Source organism: Micromonospora sp. NPDC051227 (assembly GCF_044455385.1).
Classification (GTDB): domain Bacteria; phylum Actinomycetota; class Actinomycetes; order Mycobacteriales; family Micromonosporaceae; genus Micromonospora.
The window spans coordinates 74972-92985 of the sequence record NZ_JBITET010000019.1; the positions used below are offsets into that span (position 1 = coordinate 74972).

The window sequence follows — 18014 nt, forward strand, 5'->3', positions numbered from 1 at the left end:
ATTCGCAACACGGAAGGCTTCACCATGCCCGGAACCACCTCGACCGCGCCCAGCGCGCCCAACGCCGGGGCGTCGACAGGGGCGCCGCACCCGCGGCGCTGGATCGCGCTGGCGGTCATCGCGGTATCCCAGCTGATGGTCGTCCTGGACGCCACCATCGTGAACATCGCGCTGCCGCAGGCCCAGGCCGACCTGGGAATCACCGACGCGAACCGGCAGTGGGTGATCACCGCGTACACGCTGGCCTTCGGTGGTCTGCTGCTGCTCGGCGGTCGCATCGCCGACTACTGGGGGCGCAAGCGCACCTTTCTGGTCGGCATGACCGGTTTCGCGCTGGCCTCCGCCCTGGGCGGTCTGGCCACCACCGGTGAGATGCTCTTCGCCGCCCGCGCATTGCAGGGCGCCTTCGGCGCGCTGCTCGCCCCGGCCGCGCTGGCGCTGCTCACCGTCCTCTTCACCGAGGCCACCGAGCGGGCCAAGGCCTTCGCCGTGTACGGCGCGATCGCCGGCGGTGGATCGGCGGTCGGCCTGCTGCTCGGCGGGGTGCTCACCGAGTACGCCGACTGGCGCTGGTGCCTGCTGGTCAACATCCCGGTCGCCGCCATCGCCATCGCCTTCGCGCTGCCGCTGGTGCCGGAGAGCCGGGCCCACGGCAACACCCGCTACGACGTGCCCGGTGCGATCGTGGTGACCGCCGGCCTGGTCTCCCTGGTCTACGGCTTCACCAAGGCCGCCGAGGACGGCTGGGACGCCACCGCGACGCTCGGTTTCATCGCCGCGGGCGTGGTGCTGCTCGCCGTCTTCGTGGTGATCGAGCTGCGCTCCAGCCACCCGCTGCTGCCGCTGCGGATCCTGCTGGACCGCAACCGGGGCGGGGCGTTCCTCACCTCGACGCTGATCGGCGCCGGCCTGTTCGGGGCGTTCCTCTTCCTGACCTTCTACTTCCAGGTGGTGTTGCAGTACAAGCCCCTCGAAGCCGGTCTCGCGTCCCTGCCGGTCACCGTCGGTGTGCTCATCGCCGCCGGTGGCGCCAGCCAGCTGATGCCCCGGCTGGGTGCCAAGCCGCTGATGGTCGCCGGTGCGGCGCTCGCCGCCCTGGGCATGCTGGTGCTGACCCAGATCGACGTGGACACCCCGTTCCTCACCCACCTGCTGCCCGCGCAGGTCGTCCTGGGCCTGGGGTTGGGCTTCACCTTCGTCCCGCTGTCCAGCCTCGCTCTGGTCGGGGTGCCGAACCACGACGCCGGCGCGGCCAGCGCGACGCTCAACGCCACCCAGCAGATCGGTGGCTCGCTCGGCACCGCGCTGCTGAACACCTTCTACACCAGCGCGGTCGCCGCCTACCTGGTCGGCCGGGCGCCGAACCCGGTCAACCAGGTCGAGGCGCTGGTGCACGGCTACCGGGTGGCCTTCGCCTGGGGCGCGGCGCTGATCGTGCTCGCCGGACTGGCCACCCTGGTCCTGGTGAAGGTCCGCAAGGAGGACATCCCGACCGGCAACACAGTGCACATGGGCTGAGCCTGTCCGGCGTGGCCGCCGGCCGGAGCGCCCCGCCCCTGGGGTGGGCCGGCCGGCGGCCACGTCCGGTAGCGTTCCGACCATCGTCGAAAATCCGTTTGAGGAGATCCATGTCGACCCCTGCTGACCAGATCATCACAGCTCTGCGCGCGGGCCACGAGGAGCTCGCCGTGCTCGTACGGGACCTCAAGGAGGACGACCTGCTCCGGCCGTCGGGGGCCAGCGAGTGGCAGGTGTCCCAGGTGCTGAGCCACCTGGGCAGCGGCGCCGAGATCAACCTGGCGACGCTGGACGCCGCCCGTTCCGGCGCGCCCGGCCCGGACGGAGACTTCAACCGTGGCGTCTGGGCACGCTGGGACGCGATGTCCCCAGCCGAGCACGCCGCCGGGTTCCTCGCCACCAACGAGCGGCTGGTCGAGGCGTACGAGGCGCTGGACGCCGAGACCCGGGCCTCGATGCGGATCGACCTCGGCTTCCTGCCGGAGCCGGTCGACGTGGCCACCGCGGCCCGGTTCCGGCTCAGCGAGTTCGCCCTGCACCAGTGGGACGCCGAGGTGGCGTTCAACCCGTTCGCGGCGGTGACGCCGGGTGCGGTGGCGCTGCTGCTCGACCAGATCGGCGGCATGCTGGCCTGGACCAGCCGACCCCGGGAGCTGGCCGGCCGGGAGGCCACGCTGCTGGTCCGGCTGCACGCGCCCGAGCGCACGTTCGGGCTGCGGCTGGGCGAGAAGGTCGAGGTCGTCGACACGCCGGAGCGTCCCGAAGGGGAGATGGTGGCCCCGGCCGAGGCGTGGCTGCGGCTGGCCACCGGACGGCTGGGCCCTCAGTACACCCCCGACGGGGTGCAGGTGACCGGCTCGGTGACCCTCGACGACCTGCGTCGGGTCTTCGTCGGCTTCTGACACGGTGCCGCGCGGGCCGGTGACCCGGCCCGCGCGGCCTCTCAACCCTTCACGCAGACTACCTGCTTGAGGTGCGCGACCACCTCGACCAGGTCCTCCTGCTGGGCCATCACCTCGGTGATGTCCTTGTACGCGCCGGGGATCTCGTCGACCACCCCGGCGTCCTTGCGGCACTCCACCCCGGCGGTCTGCGCGGCCAGGTCCTCGGTGCTGAACGTCCGCTTGGCCTGCGCCCGGGACATCCGACGCCCCGCCCCGTGCGACGCCGAGCAGTACGCGTCAGTGTTTCCCCGCCCCCGCACGATGTACGACCCGGTGCCCATCGACCCGGGGATGATGCCCAGGTCACCCCGACCGGCTCGGATGGCGCCCTTGCGGGTCACCAGCACGTCCACCCCGTCGTAGCTCTCCTCGGACACGTAGTTGTGGTGACACGAGATCGACTCGTCGAAGGAGACCTGCGGGAAGTGCTCACGCACCACGCCGCAGAGCAGGGCCAGCATGACCGCCCGGTTGCGCCGCGCGTACTCCTGCGCCCACCAGAGATCCCGCCGGTACGCGTCCATCTCCGGCGTGCCGGCGAGGAACACGGCCAGGTCCCGGTCCGGAAGGTCCGCGTTGTGCGGCAGCCCCCGGGCCACCCCGATGTGCCGCTCGGCCAGCTCCTTGCCGATGTTGCGGGACCCGGAGTGCAGCATCAGCCAGACCCGCCCCTCGTCGGCGCCGCCCTGCTCCAGGCAGACCTCGATGAAGTGGTTGCCCCCGCCGAGGGTGCCGATCTGCCGCTGCGCCCGCGTCTCCAGCTGCGCCACCCGCCGGTCCAGGCCGGCGAACCGGCCCCAGAAGTCGTCCCAGCCGGCCTGCTCCAGGCCCCGGATCCGGCGCGGGTCGACCGAGTTCTTGCGCTGGGCGAAGCCGACCGGGATGGTGGCCTCGATCGCGGAGCGCAGCCCGGCCAGGTCGTCCGGCAGGTCGGTGGCGGTCAGCGAGGTACGCACCGCCGACATCCCGCAGCCGATGTCGACGCCGACCGCGGCCGGCGAGACGGCCTGCCGCATCGCGATCACCGAGCCGACCGTGGCGCCCTTGCCGAAGTGCACGTCGGGCATGACGGCGACACCCTGCACCCAGGGCAGCGCGCCGATGTTGCGCAGCTGCTTGGCGGCCTGCGGCTCGATGGCGTACGGGTCGGTCCAGACCCGGACCGGCGCCCGGGTACCGGCGAGAGGGGTGAATCCCATTGTGGTCTCCTTCAGTCGTGCCGTGACCGTTAATGATCAGATTTTGGTCGCCAGCGGCGGTGCGCGGATACGAAAGGGCCGCCCGATCCCGGTGGGATGGGCGGCCGGCGGACGCGTCAGCGTCGACGTCAGTCGCGCCACCCCGGCTCGTAGCGCCGCAATGGGGAGCAGGAACAGGTTTTGGCGGTGTTCCGCAGAGGAGTGCCGGCGGTGAGCAGGCGCCAGCGGGCGGCGGTGCGGACGCGTCGCGACATGGCGTACTCCCTCCGGGTTTGATCGGTTGACGGTGCACCGACGAGACTAGGAGGGTCGCGGTGCGTCCGCAATGGATATGCATTTCGACCACCGCCGGCGGGCAGAGCGCCGAGCGCACTGTGAGGCTTGGCCGCCGCCTGAAGGGATCGCCGAGGCGGTCACCGCATGCCAGGCGGCGGGGAGCCGACGTTCGACCGGTCGAAGCTAGTGCGGCAGACCCCAGCGCGGTAAGTGACGGTTCCGCTTACCGCGAGTAGCGTGCCAGGTGGCGGCCCGTCGGGGTAGAGACCGGCGGTGCCGCCATTCGGGTCCTCTACCCCGAAGGCAGGCACGCCGTGACCGACCCGTCGTTCGCCGAGCGGATGCGACAACTTCGCAACGCGCAGCACATCTCCCTGCGCAATCTCGCCAAGATCACCTATCACGGTAAATCGTACCTGCACGAGTTGGAGACCGGCATGAAAACGCCCACCGTCCACGTCGCGCAGCGCATCGACGACGCACTCAACGCCGCCGGTGAACTCGTCGCCCTCGCCGCCCAGCCCACCATCCGACGGCGCGAATTCGTGGCCGCAGCCGGACTCGCCGCTGCCCTACCTCACACACTGCTTGGTTACGGACGGCACATCGGACCCAGCACAGCCGGACGGCTCGCCGAACGCACGGCCCGACTTCGCCGCCTCGACAACTTCCTCGGCGGTGTCGACACCCATCAGCTCTACACCGCCGAGGCCGACGCCACCACCCGGCTCATCCAAGATGGCTCCTACAGCGAGACCGTCGGCCGGCAACTCCTGGCCGTCCTCGCCGAACAAACCCAGCTCGCCGGATGGGCGGCATTCGACGCCGGTCGGCATGCCGACGCAGCACGTCTGTACCAGACCAGTCTCGCCGCCGCCCGCGACGCCGACGACGACGCCCTCGCCGGCAACGCGTACGCGTTCCTCGCCTACCAGCAGCTCGCCCTCGGCCAGCCCGCCTCCGACACCGCCACGGCCGGATGCGAGGCCGCCGCAGCCGCTACACCAGCTGTTCGGGCGTTGCTGCACCTCAGGGCCGCCTGGGCGTACGCCGTCGGAGGCGATGCCGCTGCGGCAGACCAGCAGCTCTCGCAGGGCACCACGTGTCTCAGCGAGCACGACGACCGACCCGAACCCGACTGGGTGTATTGGGTCGACCGCATGGAGGGCGAGATCATGACCGGGCGGTGTTGGACGGTCCTGCGCCGGCCGATGCGCGCCATCCCCGTACTGGAGGGTGCCCTCGCCCGATTCGACGACACCCACTCCCGCGACAAAGCCCTCTACCTGTCGTGGCTGGCAGACGCCTACCTGGACGCCAACGAGGTTGAGCACGCGTGCGCCACCGCGGCTGCCGCAGTCCGACTCGCAGGTGGGGTGGGGTCGGTGCGGCCAGCGCAACGCCTGAATTCGTTCCTCAACCGGGTCGAGCCCCACAGCGGGATGCAGTGCGTGGCTGAGCTTCGATCCTTGGCCGCCGAAATGTCTACTCGCCCTCGACGGTCCGTCTGACCCAGGCCAGGTATGCGGGCGAGCCGTGCGCGATCGGCACGGCGGTGACCTGCGGGTTGTCCCACGGGTGAGCGTCGATCAGGTGCGCCTCCAATTGCGGGTACTTGTTGGTCGTGGTGTAGAGCAGCACCTGCCACTCTTCGCTTGTGCCCTGCTCGCCGAGGTGCCAGAACACGGAAGCCACCGGCCCGACCACCTGCGCGCCCGCCGCCAGGCGTGCCGCTGTTGCCCCTCCGGCTAGCGTCATCGCCGCTTCGCGGGTCGGCGCGGCCGTTGACACCTGCACGTAGTCGCTCACCCGCACAGGCTAGCGGGGCACCTGTCCGCGGACAGGTGCGGACAGTCGGCGGACAGCCGCACCCGTTTGACCACCACCGATCCCACGTAGCGTCGCTATTACGGCACGGCGGTGGTGAACATCCGAACCTGACGCGATGCGTGCGACCACTACCACCATTTCGCCGAAGGGCGGGGGCGTCCGTGCCGGAGATGACCGGACGACCCCCAACCACTGACGGAGGGGCACCGATGATGTTTGAGGTACCGACAACCATCCGGGCGGCCAACGCCCTCCATGCGGAACGCTCGATGGCGGCGCTAGACACCCGATTGGGCGGCGAGCACATGCCCCGCCGGCCGCAGTGGGACTGCCAGGCGTGCGAGCAGGACTGGCCGTGCGACCCGGCGCGGGTGCGGCTGGCCGAGGAGTTCGAAGCCAACCGGGTCAACCTTGCGATGTACGTCGGTGGGTTGCTCGACGTGGCCGTGGCGGAGTTGCCGACCGCCGACACGGCGGACCTGTACGAGAGTTCGTGTCCTGGACCCGATGACCGCAACGAAGTGGCCCCGCCTCCGGCTGGAGTGCGGGGCCGCATCATCTTGCGGAACTGATCCTGGTCGCGTCGGCTGTCGCCGCCTTTCGACTCGCCGAGCAGCATCGCCGAGGGACACCGACCGGGCCGACTGGCGGACGTTCCGCGCCGACCGGATCCAACCCCGGGTGCCGACCGGCCCGCGCTTCGCGCCGCGGGAGCCGCCAGGTGGCGACGCGGTCGCGCACGTGCTGCGCGGCGTCGGCTCCGCGGCCTGGCCACACCCCGCCCGGGTACGCCTGCACGCGTCGGCCGAGGCGATGGCGCGGCGGATCCCCAGCACGGCGGGTCTGTTGGAGGCGATCGACGAGCGGGCCTGCCTGCTGCACACGGGCGGGGAGTCGCTGGGCAATCTCGCCGCCTTCCTCGGCACCCTGGCTGTCGACTTCGACGTGCTCGACCCACCGGAGCTGCGCGCCGTCATCCGGGACGTCGCCGCCCGGTTCGCGCGCGCCGCCGGGCCCGCGCCGGGGCGGGTCGCGGTTCACCCCGGCGCGGACGTGGCGGTGGAGCTATGACTGCGGCACCAGCCGGAAGGACTGCGCCGCGGTGCCGTTGCAGGTGTACTGGATGAGCTGGACGCTGTCCGCCGTGGATGCTCCCGGCACGTCGAGACACTTGCCGCTGGAGCGGTTGACCAGGCGGTAGTAGCCGTCGCCCTCGGGCTCGGCCCGCCACTGCTGGTTGTTGCCGCCGCTGTAGGACCAGAGCTGGATCGGCGCCGAGTCGGCGGTCGACCGGTTCGTCACGTCGAGCACCTGGGTGCTGTTGGTGCGGTTGTTGACCCGCAGGTACCCGCCGCTGGTCGGCACGAACTGGTACTGCTGGGCGGTGCTGCTGTTGCACGCGTACTGCTGGATGGCCGTGCCGTTCGCGCTGGCCGCAGCCCGGGCGTCCACGCACTTGCCGCTGGCCCGGTTGACCGCAGTGTGCCAGGCGGTCGGCGAGATGCCGTCCGACGGCGGGGGCGTGGTCGGTGGGACGGTGCCGACGCCGGCCAGCCAGTGCAGTCCGTCGATCAGCAACTGGTTCTGTTGCGCGCTGTCGAAGGTGGAGGACAGCCCGGTGTTGGTGCTGTAGTTCATCGCGTTGTGCCCGAAGTTGGCGTAGAGCATCTTGTACTGCCGGTTGCTCCAGACGAGCGGGTAGTAGCCGCCGTACCAGGACTGGTTGGGGTCCGTGCCGACCGGGAAGCTGGACGGGTCGACCGAGGCGAGGATGTCGATGTTGGGGTTCTGCCGCAGGTCGTTGCTCCAGGAGTACCACTCGCTGATCGACGACGGGAACGTCGCCGGGAGGTTCCGGGTCGCGGCGTGGGTGCGGTTGTCGGCGCGCATCGTGACCCGGGTGGGTCCCCAGGTGTTCGTCTGGAACGAGCCGGTGCCGAGGAAGGTGTTGTAGTACCAGCTCCAGCTCGACGGGTTGTCGGTCCACGCGCTGACGTGGAAGCCCAACCACGCCCCACCGTTCTGCATGTACTGCTGGAACGCTGCCCGCTGCGCGGTGGGCGGCGCGTCGTCCAGGAACATGACGACCTTGTACTGGGCCAGGTTGGCGCTGTTCAGCAGACCCCAGTTGTTGGTGGCCTCCCAGGAGAAACCGTGCTGGGCGGCGGCCTGCGGGAACCAGGCACGGGCGTCCCTGACGAAGTCGATGTGCGCGGCGTCCCAGGTGCCGTTGTAGAAGGCCAGGACCTTGAACGTCGGCGCGGCCTGCGCACTGCGCGAGGCGTTGACCGCGAGACCGGCGGTCAACGCGACGACCAGGGCGACGAACAACGACAGGATCCGTCTGGTACGGGAGGAGAGTTCTGCGATCACCTGATCGTCCCTTCGGTCGGGACGCGCGCCGCCGCGTCGATGTGCATCTGTTTACAAGGTTTACAGATAGATGAGAGGTTATGCGTTCTGGTTGGGCGGCGTCAATCGCGGGGCGGCCGATCGGGTGGGATTCCTGCGGCAACGGGTACCCCGGCCGGATGACCAGCCCGGACGCCGTCGACGTCGACCAGCCGCTCGCCGTGGACGTACCCGCCGCGCCGCACGACGCCAGCGGCGAACGGGTGCCGACCCGCGACCTAGCCGGCCTCGCGCCGCCGGCACGGTCGGCGCGCCGCTGGACCCCGAGCCGAGTGGTGGCCACCCCCGCCGCGCTCGACCACCCGCACGGCCAACGGATCGTCGAGCGGGTGCGGGCCCTCGGCATCGAGGTGGAACACCTGCGCGCCAACCGGCTCACCGGTGTACGCGGGCAGACCGACCGGGAGACCTACGCCCGGGCCAAGTCGACAATGGCGATCGTGGTGAGCCCACCCTCGCGGCGTGCCCTGCAACCCATCGCGCCCAGCGCGGACTGGCGGGTCGACCTGGCCGAGGGCTGCCCGGCACACTGCCAGTACTGCTACCTGGCCGGATCCCTGTCCGGCCCACCGGTGACCCGGGTGTACGCGGACCTCGACGACATCCTCGCCGGGCTGGCCGAGTACGCCGGGCGCGGCACGGTGACCAGCCGCAACGCGCGGCGCGCCGACGAAGGCACCACCTTCGAGGCGTCCTGCTACACCGACCCGCTCGCCCTGGAGCACCTGACCGGCAGTTGGCAGCGCGCGGTGCAGCACTTCGCCGACTGGGACGCCCCCGTGCAGCTGCGCTGGACCACCAAGTACGCCGACGTGGACACCTTCGTGGGGCTGCCGCACGCAGGCCGGACCCGGGTCCGATTCAGCGTCAACTGCGCCCCGGTAAGCGAACGGTTCGAGGGTGGCACCGCCCGGGTGCCGGACCGGCTGGCCGCGCTGCGCCGGCTCGCCCTCGACGGCTACCCGGTCGGGCTGACCATCGCGCCGATCATCGCGCTGCCGGACTGGCGGGAGCACTACGGCGAACTGCTCGACCAGGTCCGCGCGGCGGTCGACGGGGTGCCGGACCTGGACCTGACCGCCGAGCTGATCACCCACCGGTTCACGCCGGGCAGCAAGGAGGTGCTGCTCGGCTGGTACCCGCGCACCCGGCTGGAGATGGACGAGGAGTCCCGCACCCGCAAGCACGGCAAGTTCGGCGCGGTGAAGTACGTCTACCCCCGTGAGCAGATGGCCGAGCTACGCGACTGGTTCACCGCCGAGCTGACCGCCCGCGTGCCGGCCTGCCGGATCCTCTACTGGACCTGACGGTCAGCCGACCGAGGAGTGGGCGACCGGGGCGGCGAAGAACGTGTCCGGGTACGGCTCGTCGCGCAGGCTGTAGTGCCACCACTCGCGGTCGTAGTTGACGAACCCGGCGTCGGTCATCAGCCGCTGCAACAAGCGACGGTTGTCCCGCGCCGTCCCGGTGATGCGGGGGTCGGCGGTGTGCGCCCGCGAGTCGAAACAGTCGAAGCCCGTACCCATGTCGATGCTGTTGTCCGCGAAGCGCTGCCCGCGCGGCGCGGTGCAGGCGACCAGCGGTTGCCCTACCCGGTACGGAGGTTGGCTGGCGGCGGGCTCGTCGACCAGGGTCAGGTCCAGGGTGCTGCCGCGGCTGTGCGCGGTGGGCGCGCCGATGTAACCGTCGGCGAAGAGCCGGTTCTTGGCCAGGTCCGGGTAGAACTCGGCCTTGGTCTGCTGCTCATCGGGGCGCTTCGACCAGGCGACGAAGTCGTCCACCGCCGGCTGCGGGCGGTAGCAGTCGTACACCTTGAGGCTGTGCCCACCGGCCAGCGCGGCGTCCTGTACGCGGCGCAACGCCTCGGCCGCCTGCCGGGTGAGCAGGCACAGCGGCTCGCGGTAGCCGGCGATCGGCCGGCCGACGAAGTTGTGCGGTGTGGCGTACCGGATGTCGGCGTGGATGCGCGGGTCGAGATCGGTCAGCACCACGAACCCCGGCAGCGGGGCCGCCACGGAGGTGGACGGGGTCGGCGCGGGTGTGGGTGTGGGGCTCGCCGACGTCGGCTGCGGCGTGGCCGGCGCGGGCCGGGGCTCCGGCCGTGAGCAGCCGCCGAGCAGCGCGGCGAGCGCGAGCACGACGGCCAGGCGGTAGCGCACGAGTCCTGTCTATCAGCCCGGTTGGGTAACCATCCCAGGATCCATGTGGTCCGCCGACCGAAAGTAACCGGAAAAACTCCGGAACTTTTCCGCAACTCAAGCGAAGCTTCGATCGGCCTGGCATGTCGTCAACCCCCATCGGTGAGGCAAGATGACGCGAGGAACGGGCACGCCGTTTCGGGACACACGGTGGGCGACGCCTGATGGTCGTTCCTCCGGCTCGGTGAAGGAGACGCGGGTGGGCGCGGACGACGGACGCAGGGTGACCATCACCGCGATCGCACGGGAGGCCGGGGTGTCGGTGCCGACCGTGTCACGGGTGCTCAACGGGCGCTCCGATGTGGCCCCGGACACCCGGGAGCGGGTCGAGGAGTTGTTGCGCCACCACGGCTACCGGCGTCGCACCAGCCGCAGCGTTCGCCGTGCCGGTCTCGTCGACCTGGTCTTCAACGACCTGGACAGCCCCTGGGCCGTGGAGATCATCCGGGGTGTGGAGGATGTCGGGCACGGCGCGGGCGTCGGCACTGTGGTCTCCGCGATCCACCGGCAGCCCACAGCGGCCCGGCAGTGGTTGCAGAACCTGCGCACCCGGGCCACCGACGGCGTCATCTTCGTGACCTCGCACCTGAGCCCGCCGCTGCACGCGCAGCTGCGTCGCCTCAACGTGCCGGTGGTGGTCGTCGACCCGGCCGGCGTGCCGGCCATGGACGTGCCGACGATCGGCGCCACCAACTGGGCCGGCGGGCTCGCCGCGACCGAACATCTGCTCGCGATCGGGCACCGGCGCATCGGTTTCGTGGCCGGGCCGACGCACCTGCTGTGCAGCCGGGCCCGGCTCGACGGTTACCGGGCCGGGCTGGAGGCCGCCGGGGTGCCGGTGGACGACGCGCTGATCTACCCGGGCGACTTCTACCACGCCTCCGGTTTCGCCGGCGGGACCGCGCTGCTGGACCTCGCCGACCCGCCGACCGGCATCTTCGCCTCCAGTGACCAGATGGCCTTCGGCGTCTACGAGGCCATCCGGCGTCGGGGGCTCCGCGTGCCGGACGACGTGAGCGTGGTGGGGTTCGACGACCTGCCGGAAGCCCGCTGGGCCTCACCGCCACTGACCACCGTGCGCCAACCGTTGGTCGAGATGGGACGGTTGGCCGCCCGGACCGTGCTGCGCCTGGCCCAGGGCGAGGGCATCGACTCGCCGCGGGTGGAACTCGCCACCGAGTTGGTCGTTCGGGACAGCACCGCCGCCCCGCTGACCGGGTCGTCCGCCTCGGCGTGACGGCCGGAACTGCGTCGGAAACCGGTTGGACCGGTTCCGGTCCGTTCCCGAAAATTCCGGCGAGGCCGGGCCCGACCGAGAGTCACCGACGGCGGGCGCGGTGAGCGACCGACTGTCACCCACCGCGCCGCGCGGTCAGTGGTGGTGGTGCCAGCGGACGGCCTTGCGGATGGCCACCGGCAGTGCGGGCGCGCCGTCGACCGGTGCCGGGTCCTCGGCGGTCGGTGCCACTCCCCCGGCGGCGATCCGGTCCAGCGTGGCCAGGCCGGCCCCGTCGACCTCGCCGAAGATCGTGTAATTGGGTCGCAGCGCGGAGTTGGCGTAGACCAGGAAGAACTGGCTGCCGTTGGTGTCCGGCCCGGCGTTGGCCATGGCCAGCACCCCCCGGGCGTACACCCGGCGCTCCCCGGTCGGGTCGGTGGGCGCGGGCGGCAGGTCGCTCGGCAACTCGTCGCGGTACCGGTAGCCCGGGCCGCCCTCACCGGTGCCGGACGGGTCACCGCACTGAAGCACGCTCAGGGTCGGGTACGCCGTGAGCCGGTGGCACGGGGTGCGGTCGTAGAACCGCTTGTTCACCAGGTGCAGGAAGCTCTGCACCGTGCACGGCGCGGCGGCCCGGTCCACTGTCAACCCGATCGGCCCGTGGTTGGTCGCCAGGGTCACCCGGACGCTGCCCCGGGCCGGGGTGCGCCGCGGGTCGGGCGGCAGCGGCACCGGCCGGGCCGCTGGTTCGTCCGGAGTCTCGGTGTACGCGCACGGGCCGTGGGTGGTGCGCGGCGGTCGAATGGCGGTGTCGGCAGCGGCGGGCGGCGCGGCGGAGACGCGCGCCGTGTCGGCCGACGGGCCCGGGGCGGCCAGCGCGGTGGCGGACGAGCCGACGACCAGCGCCCCGGCGAGCGCTGTCACCCCCGCGAGGCGGGTCAGGGCGCGCACCGGCCGGCGGGGTGCCGCCACTGCGGGGCGCGGTTGGAGTTCACTCGACACAGGGATCCTCCTGGACTGGTGGTGCCAGAAAGACCGGAGTCTATGAAGGGCAGAGCCCGATGTCGATCCGTCAGGGCATCCGGCGGCGACGCCGCCACAGCAGGCCGCCCAACAACGCCACCACCGTCGCGCCGCTCACCGCGGTCACCGACCAGAGCCACTCCGAGCCGGTACGCGCGGGCCCGCTGGCCGCCGCCGGCCGGGGCGCGCCGGGTGCCGCCAGGACGGACGGCGCCGCCGACGGGGTGACGGTCAGCTCGCCGGGCTCGACCAGTCGACCAACGGCGGCGTCCCGGGGCAGCGTGAAGCCCCAGTCCAGGAGGGCCGCGCCCTGCTCCCAGCCGCGCATCGGTGCCGATTCGGCGCCCAGCAGGGTCACCACCAGCCGCCGTCCGCCGCGTTCCGCCGCCCCCACGTAGGTGTGCCGGGCCAGGTCGGTGAAGCCGGTCTTGCCGCCGAGCGCCCCCGGGTACCGGTAGATGAGCTGGTTCTCGTTCTGGATCTCGAAGCCCTTGGTGCGTTGTGCGGGCTGGGCCGGAATCGACGTCTGCTCGGTCAGCGCGTACCGCCGGAAGGTCGGCTGGGCGAAGCAGGCCCGGGCGATCAGCGCCAGGTCGTACGCGCTGGTGAACTGCCCCTTGCCGTCCAGCCCGGACGCGGTGACCGCGTGCGTCTGGAGCGCGCCGAGGTGGTGCGCCCGCTCGTTCATGGCGCGTACGCCCGCGGCGCTGTCCGTCCCGCTGCCGAGTCGGGCCAGCGCGTTGGCGGCCTCGTTGCCGGAGTTGAGCAGCAACCCGAGCCAGATGGTCTCGATGGTGTACCGGCCGCCCGCGACCAGGCCCACGGCCGAGGAGCCGGGCTCGATGTCCATGTCCGCGTCGGTGACGGTGACCGTCTGCTTCGGGTCGAGCTTGGGCAGCATCGTGGCCGCCAGCAGGAGCTTCTGCACGCTCGCCGGTGTGCCGTACTCGTGGGGGCCGCAGCCGCCGAGCACCTGGCCGCTGTCCAGGTCGGCGACCAGCCACGACGTGGCGGTGACCCTCGGCGGCGCGGCGACGCCGGTCGGCACGACCAGGCCGGCCGTGTCCAGCGCGGCGCCGCCGATCATCCGTTGCTCACCGACGGCGGGCGGGGGCGACGGCCGGGGTGGGCGGGACGCCGCCGGCACCGGGACCCGGGGGCAACGCACCGTCGGCGCGGCGGACGCTCCCGTCGCACCGACCGGCACGGGAGCGAGCAGGACGGCGGACGTCGTGGCCGCCAGCAGCGCAGCTCTCATGTGCCCGACCCTAGTCACGAGGATCGCCCGGCGGGACGGGATGCCGGTCAACTCGCGTCGCCCCGACCGCGCAGGTAGTCGTGCAGCGCGGCACTCCCCCGCAGCCGACGCAGGCTGCGGGTCTGCAGCTCCTGCTCGCGGCGGGCCAGCTCGGCGCGGACCCGCTGAGCGCTCCCGGTGGTCCGCAGCTCGCCCAGCACCGCGGCGATGATCTCGAACGGGTACGCGCCTCGGCGCAGCAACGCGATGACCTGCGCGGCGCGTAGCTCCGCCTCGTCGTACACGCGGTAGTTGGTGCCCGGGGTGCGGCCCGGCCGCAGCAGCTCGCGCTCCTCCCACAGCCGCAGCTGCGAGGTCCGGACCCCGACCAGGGCGGCGACCTCGCCGATGCGGGCGCCGTGGCGTGGCGCGGGTCGGGCCGCCGGTGGGCTGGCCAGCACGGTCTCGAAGGCGCCGAGCACCCGGCGGATCTCCGCGCGTTCCCGGTCCAGCTCGGCATGGCCGCCGTCGAGCGCCGCCAGGGCCGCCGGCAGGTCACCCGTGTGCACAGCCGCCATGATCTCCCGGGTACGGCTCCAGCCGTGCCCCTCGGCCAACCGCCGCGCCACGGTCAGCGCCCGGGCGTGCTCGCTGGTGAAGATCCGGTAGCCACTGGCGGTGCGGCGCACCGGCGGCAGCACCCCCAACTCGACGTAGTTGCGCACCTGCTGCACCGAGATCCCGACGGTGGCCGCCAGGTCCACGGCGCGCAGCCGATCCTTCGAGGCGACGTCCACGCGAGTCACCGTACCGCTTACGACGTGATTTGAGACTTTCCGGGACGTGCTGCTGGGCCTGCGCCGGGATCTCGGCGAAAGTCTCTACATGGGGATGAATGAGACAATGGAACCCGCCAGTGCTCGGCGGGGCAAAGTCCCGCCACGATTCCGTGAAGGGTTCGCATGTCGCAGCCAGCATGGTCCGCCGCCGACAGCCACGACATGATCGAGGTACGCGGGGCGCGGGAGAACAACCTCGCCGACGTCTCGGTCGACATCCCCAAACGCCGGTTGACCGTCTTCACCGGTGTCTCCGGGTCGGGGAAGTCGTCGCTGGTCTTCGGCACCATCGCCGCCGAGTCCCAGCGCATGATCAACGAGACCTACAGCGCGTTCCTCCAGTCGTTCATGCCGAACCTCAACCGGCCGGACGTCGACTCGCTGCGCAACCTCAGCGCGGCCATCGTCGTCGACCAGGAACGGATGGGGGTCAACTCCCGCTCCACCGTCGGCACCGCCACCGACGCGTACGCCATGCTGCGGATCCTCTTCAGCCGGCTCGGCCAGCCGTCCATCGGCGGCGCCGGGGCGTTCAGCTTCAACCTGCCCGAGGGCATGTGCCCCACCTGCGAAGGGCTGGGCCGGGTCTCCGACCTCGACGTCAACGAGTTGGTCGACGTCGAGCGTTCCCTCAACGACGGCGCGATCACCGTGCCCAACTTCGCTGTCGACTCCTGGTACTGGCAGACCATCGTCGGCTCCGGCCTGTTCGACCCGGACGTCAAACTCCAGGACTTCACCCCGCAACAGTGGGAGGACTTCCTGCACAAGCCGGCCACCAAGATCAAGGTGGGCAGCAACAACTGGACGTACGAGGGTCTGGTTGTCAAGGTCAAGCGGCTCCTCCTGTCCAAGGACCGCGAGTCGATGCAACCGCACATCCGCGCCTTCGTCGACCGGGCGGTCACCTTCACCAGCTGCGGCGACTGCGGCGGCACCCGACTCAACGCGGCGGCCCGCTCATCACGGATCGCCGGGCTCAACATCGCCGACTGCTCGGCAATGCAGATCAGCGACCTGGCCGCGTTCGTCCGCACCGTCGACGACCCGGGGGCCGCGCCGCTCGTCGCCAACCTCCGCGACCTGCTGGACTCCCTGGTCGAGATCGGCCTGGGCTACCTCAGCCTGGACCGTGAGTCGGCGACCCTCTCCGGCGGCGAGGCGCAACGGGTGAAGATGGTCCGGCACCTCGGCTCCAGCCTCTCCGACGTCACCTACGTTTTCGACGAACCCACAGTCGGCCTGCACCCGCACGACATCGCCCGGATGAACGACCTGCTGCTGCGGCTGCGCGACAAGGGCAACACCGTGCTGGTGGTGGAACACAAACCGGAGACCATCGCCATCGCCGACCACGTCGTCGACCTCGGACCGGGCGCCGGCACCGACGGCGGTCGGATCTGCTTCACCGGCGACATCCCCGGCCTGCGCCGCTCCGACACCCTCACCGGGCGGCACCTGGACCACCGGGTGACAGTGCGCGACGCCGTACGCCAACCCACCGGACAACTCGCCATCCGCCAGGCCGACCTGCACAACCTGCGCGACGTGGACGTGGACATCCCGCTCGGGGTCCTCACCGTGGTCACCGGCGTGGCCGGCTCCGGCAAGAGTTCACTGATCCACGGGTCGCTGCGCGGCCGGTCCGGGGTCGTCATCGTCGACCAGTCTCCGATCCGTGGCTCACGACGCAGCAACCCGGCCACCTACAGCGGGCTACTCGACCCGATCCGCACCGCCTTCGCCAAGGCCAACGGGGTCAAGGCCGCGCTGTTCAGCGCCAACTCCGAGGGCGCCTGCCCGACCTGCAAGGGAATCGGCCTGATCTACACCGACCTGGCGATGATGGCCGGCGTCGCGAGCGTCTGCGAACGGTGCGAGGGGCGACGCTTCACCGACGAGGTTCTCACGTACACGCTGCGCGGCAAGAACATTCACGACGTCCTGACCATGTCGGTCACCGAGGCGTACGCGTTCTTTCCCAGCGGGGCGGCGCACCTCATCCTCGGTCGGCTGGTCGACGTCGGGCTGGGCTACCTCAGCCTCGGCCAGCCACTGACCACCCTGTCCGGCGGGGAGCGGCAACGACTCAAGCTCGCCATCCACCTGGCCGAGAAGACCACCACGTACGTCCTGGACGAGCCGACCACGGGCCTGCACCTGGCCGACGTGGACCAACTGTTGGCCCTGCTCGACCGGATGGTCGACGCCGGAAACACGGTGATCGTCATCGAGCACCACCAGGCGGTCATGGCACACGCCGACTGGCTCATCGACCTCGGCCCCGGCGCCGGCCACGACGGTGGCCGCATCGTCTTCACCGGCACACCGGCCGAACTGGTCGCCACCGGCGACACCCTCACCGCCAAGCACCTCCGCGAATACGTCAACGACCCGGCGGTGATCGGCCAGGGCTGACAGCGCTGCCCTGCCACCGGCCGGAACACAGCGGCGACGGGTTCCGGCGCGAGCGGCTGTGGACTGGTTGGGCGCGCGCCGACCCGTCCGGCGGTGCCAGCGGCGGCGGTCGGCTGACGCGGCGTCACTGGTGGCCGGCACGAGCGACGGCGGTCCGGCCGGCGGCAGCGTCAGGTGACGCCGACGCCGGTCCGCGGTGGTCCGGCGGTGGTCCGACGCCGGCCCATCGGTGGCCCGGCGGTGGTCCGACGCCGGCCCGACGCCGGGCCGTCGGTGGCCCGGCGGTGGTCCGACGGTGGTGTCAGGTGACGCTGGTGACGCTCCGGCCAGCGGCGGGCCGGCGGCGGTGTCAGGTGACGCGGCGCAGCCAGCGCCGCTGCCAGGGGGTCTCCACCGCCTTCCGGTGGTAGCCGGCCCGCACCCACGGCACCGCCCGCTCGACCGGCAGACCGTCGAGGATCGCCAGCGCGGCCAGGGCCGTTCCGGTACGACCCACCCCACCCCGGCAGGCCACCTCAACTCGTTCCCCGTCATGGGCCCGTCGCAGCGCCTCCCGTAGGACGTCGAGGGCTTCGGCGCGGTCGAGCGGCACCCAAAAATCGGGCCACCGGATCCGTCGGTGCGGCCAAGCCGGCTCCGGACCAGGTGCCAGCAGCACGGCGAAGTCGGCGGGCGAGGTCGCGGCAGCGACGCGGCGTCCGCGCACCGCCGCCCCACTGGGGAGTACGAGTACGCCCGACTGCTCGGACCACGGCTGTGCGTCAGTCATCCGGACATTGTGCCGCGACGCTCTGGCGGATGAGCACAGACAGCGCCGCCCCCGGTTGGTGAGCCGGGGGCGGCGCTGGTGTCGGTGTGCAGGTCGCCTCTCGGCGAGTGGCACGACGCGGCTCCAGCCGAA

17 protein-coding genes are annotated in these 18014 nt (G+C 71.5%); 8 read left to right on the plus strand and 9 right to left on the minus strand.

The annotated features are described in order from the left end of the window. Positions 1 to 24: 24 nt before the first annotated feature. Together ACIA47_RS30495 and ACIA47_RS30500 are read left to right on the plus strand one after the other, a co-directional pair. Positions 25 to 1518 carry a DHA2 family efflux MFS transporter permease subunit gene (locus tag ACIA47_RS30495; RefSeq protein WP_203117681.1) on the plus strand — a complete coding sequence of 498 codons (1494 nt, stop codon included), beginning with the start codon at positions 25 to 27 and terminating at the stop codon, positions 1516 to 1518. 110 nt (positions 1519 to 1628) lie between these two features. Beyond that, entirely contained in the window at positions 1629 to 2420 is a 792-nt protein-coding gene (locus ACIA47_RS30500; protein WP_396711723.1) for a maleylpyruvate isomerase family mycothiol-dependent enzyme, read from the plus strand. 41 nt (positions 2421 to 2461) lie between these two features. On the opposite strand, the gene ACIA47_RS30505 is transcribed toward ACIA47_RS30500, so the two are convergent. Together ACIA47_RS30505 and ACIA47_RS30510 are read right to left on the minus strand one after the other, a co-directional pair. Continuing rightward, complete coding sequence (locus ACIA47_RS30505; protein ID WP_396711725.1) at positions 2462 to 3661, minus strand: RtcB family protein; 1200 nt, start codon at positions 3659 to 3661, stop codon at positions 2462 to 2464. Between the two features lie 128 nt (positions 3662 to 3789). Next, positions 3790 to 3915, minus strand: a complete 126-nt coding sequence (locus tag ACIA47_RS30510) for a hypothetical protein (protein ID WP_396711727.1) — start codon at positions 3913 to 3915, stop codon at positions 3790 to 3792. 363 nt (positions 3916 to 4278) lie between these two features. Between ACIA47_RS30510 and ACIA47_RS30515 the strand changes: the two genes are divergently transcribed. After that, entirely contained in the window at positions 4279 to 5448 is a 1170-nt protein-coding gene (locus ACIA47_RS30515) for a helix-turn-helix domain-containing protein (RefSeq protein ID WP_396711748.1), read from the plus strand. On the opposite strand, the gene cutA is transcribed toward ACIA47_RS30515, so the two are convergent. After that, complete coding sequence (gene cutA / locus ACIA47_RS30520; protein ID WP_238410350.1) at positions 5423 to 5695, minus strand: divalent cation tolerance protein CutA; 273 nt, start codon at positions 5693 to 5695, stop codon at positions 5423 to 5425. The two genes, ACIA47_RS30515 and cutA, sit on opposite strands and share 26 nt — an antisense overlap. Before the next feature lie 281 nt (positions 5696 to 5976). On the opposite strand from cutA, the gene ACIA47_RS30525 reads away from it, so the two are divergent. Together ACIA47_RS30525 and ACIA47_RS30530 are read left to right on the plus strand one after the other, a co-directional pair. Next, positions 5977 to 6339 (plus strand): hypothetical protein, encoded by a 363-nt coding sequence (locus ACIA47_RS30525; RefSeq protein WP_396711729.1) that lies wholly within the window; start codon positions 5977 to 5979, stop codon positions 6337 to 6339. Then, a complete protein-coding gene (locus ACIA47_RS30530) occupies positions 6275 to 6838 on the plus strand; it encodes a WYL domain-containing protein (protein WP_203117696.1) in 564 nt (187 codons plus the stop codon). The genes ACIA47_RS30525 and ACIA47_RS30530 overlap by 65 nt, the downstream gene beginning before the upstream one ends. On the opposite strand, the gene ACIA47_RS30535 is transcribed toward ACIA47_RS30530, so the two are convergent. After that, a complete protein-coding gene (locus ACIA47_RS30535) occupies positions 6833 to 8140 on the minus strand; it encodes an RICIN domain-containing protein (protein ID WP_396711731.1) in 1308 nt (435 codons plus the stop codon). The genes ACIA47_RS30530 and ACIA47_RS30535 overlap by 6 nt on opposite strands. 158 nt (positions 8141 to 8298) lie before the next feature. Between ACIA47_RS30535 and ACIA47_RS30540 the strand changes: the two genes are divergently transcribed. Next, on the plus strand, positions 8299 to 9486 hold the full coding sequence (locus tag ACIA47_RS30540) for a spore photoproduct lyase family protein (RefSeq protein ID WP_396711733.1): 1188 nt from the start codon (positions 8299 to 8301) through the stop codon (positions 9484 to 9486). A gap of 3 nt (positions 9487 to 9489) precedes the next feature. Here ACIA47_RS30540 and ACIA47_RS30545 read toward each other — a convergent pair whose 3' ends face one another. Then, positions 9490 to 10338: a M15 family metallopeptidase gene (locus tag ACIA47_RS30545; protein ID WP_396711735.1), complete on the minus strand. Its 849-nt coding sequence runs from the start codon at positions 10336 to 10338 to the stop codon at positions 9490 to 9492. Between the two features lie 238 nt (positions 10339 to 10576). On the opposite strand from ACIA47_RS30545, the gene ACIA47_RS30550 reads away from it, so the two are divergent. Beyond that, entirely contained in the window at positions 10577 to 11614 is a 1038-nt protein-coding gene (locus tag ACIA47_RS30550) for a LacI family DNA-binding transcriptional regulator (protein WP_203117702.1), read from the plus strand. A gap of 135 nt (positions 11615 to 11749) precedes the next feature. On the opposite strand, the gene ACIA47_RS30555 is transcribed toward ACIA47_RS30550, so the two are convergent. The 3 genes from ACIA47_RS30555 to ACIA47_RS30565 all read right to left on the minus strand — a co-directional run bounded on the left by ACIA47_RS30555 (position 11750) and on the right by ACIA47_RS30565 (position 14653). Next, complete coding sequence (locus ACIA47_RS30555) at positions 11750 to 12598, minus strand: peptidylprolyl isomerase (protein WP_396711737.1); 849 nt, start codon at positions 12596 to 12598, stop codon at positions 11750 to 11752. Between the two features lie 70 nt (positions 12599 to 12668). Beyond that, a complete protein-coding gene (locus tag ACIA47_RS30560) occupies positions 12669 to 13877 on the minus strand; it encodes a D-alanyl-D-alanine carboxypeptidase family protein (RefSeq protein WP_396711739.1) in 1209 nt (402 codons plus the stop codon). Between the two features lie 47 nt (positions 13878 to 13924). Further along, positions 13925 to 14653: a MerR family transcriptional regulator gene (locus ACIA47_RS30565; RefSeq protein ID WP_396711741.1), complete on the minus strand. Its 729-nt coding sequence runs from the start codon at positions 14651 to 14653 to the stop codon at positions 13925 to 13927. A gap of 165 nt (positions 14654 to 14818) precedes the next feature. Between ACIA47_RS30565 and ACIA47_RS30570 the strand changes: the two genes are divergently transcribed. Beyond that, positions 14819 to 17113 (plus strand): ATP-binding cassette domain-containing protein, encoded by a 2295-nt coding sequence (locus ACIA47_RS30570; protein WP_396711743.1) that lies wholly within the window; start codon positions 14819 to 14821, stop codon positions 17111 to 17113. Between the two features lie 349 nt (positions 17114 to 17462). Here the strand turns inward: ACIA47_RS30570 and ACIA47_RS30575 are convergent, their stop codons facing one another. Further along, complete coding sequence (locus tag ACIA47_RS30575; protein WP_396711745.1) at positions 17463 to 17882, minus strand: protein-tyrosine phosphatase family protein; 420 nt, start codon at positions 17880 to 17882, stop codon at positions 17463 to 17465. Between the last annotated feature and the right edge of the window lie 132 nt (positions 17883 to 18014).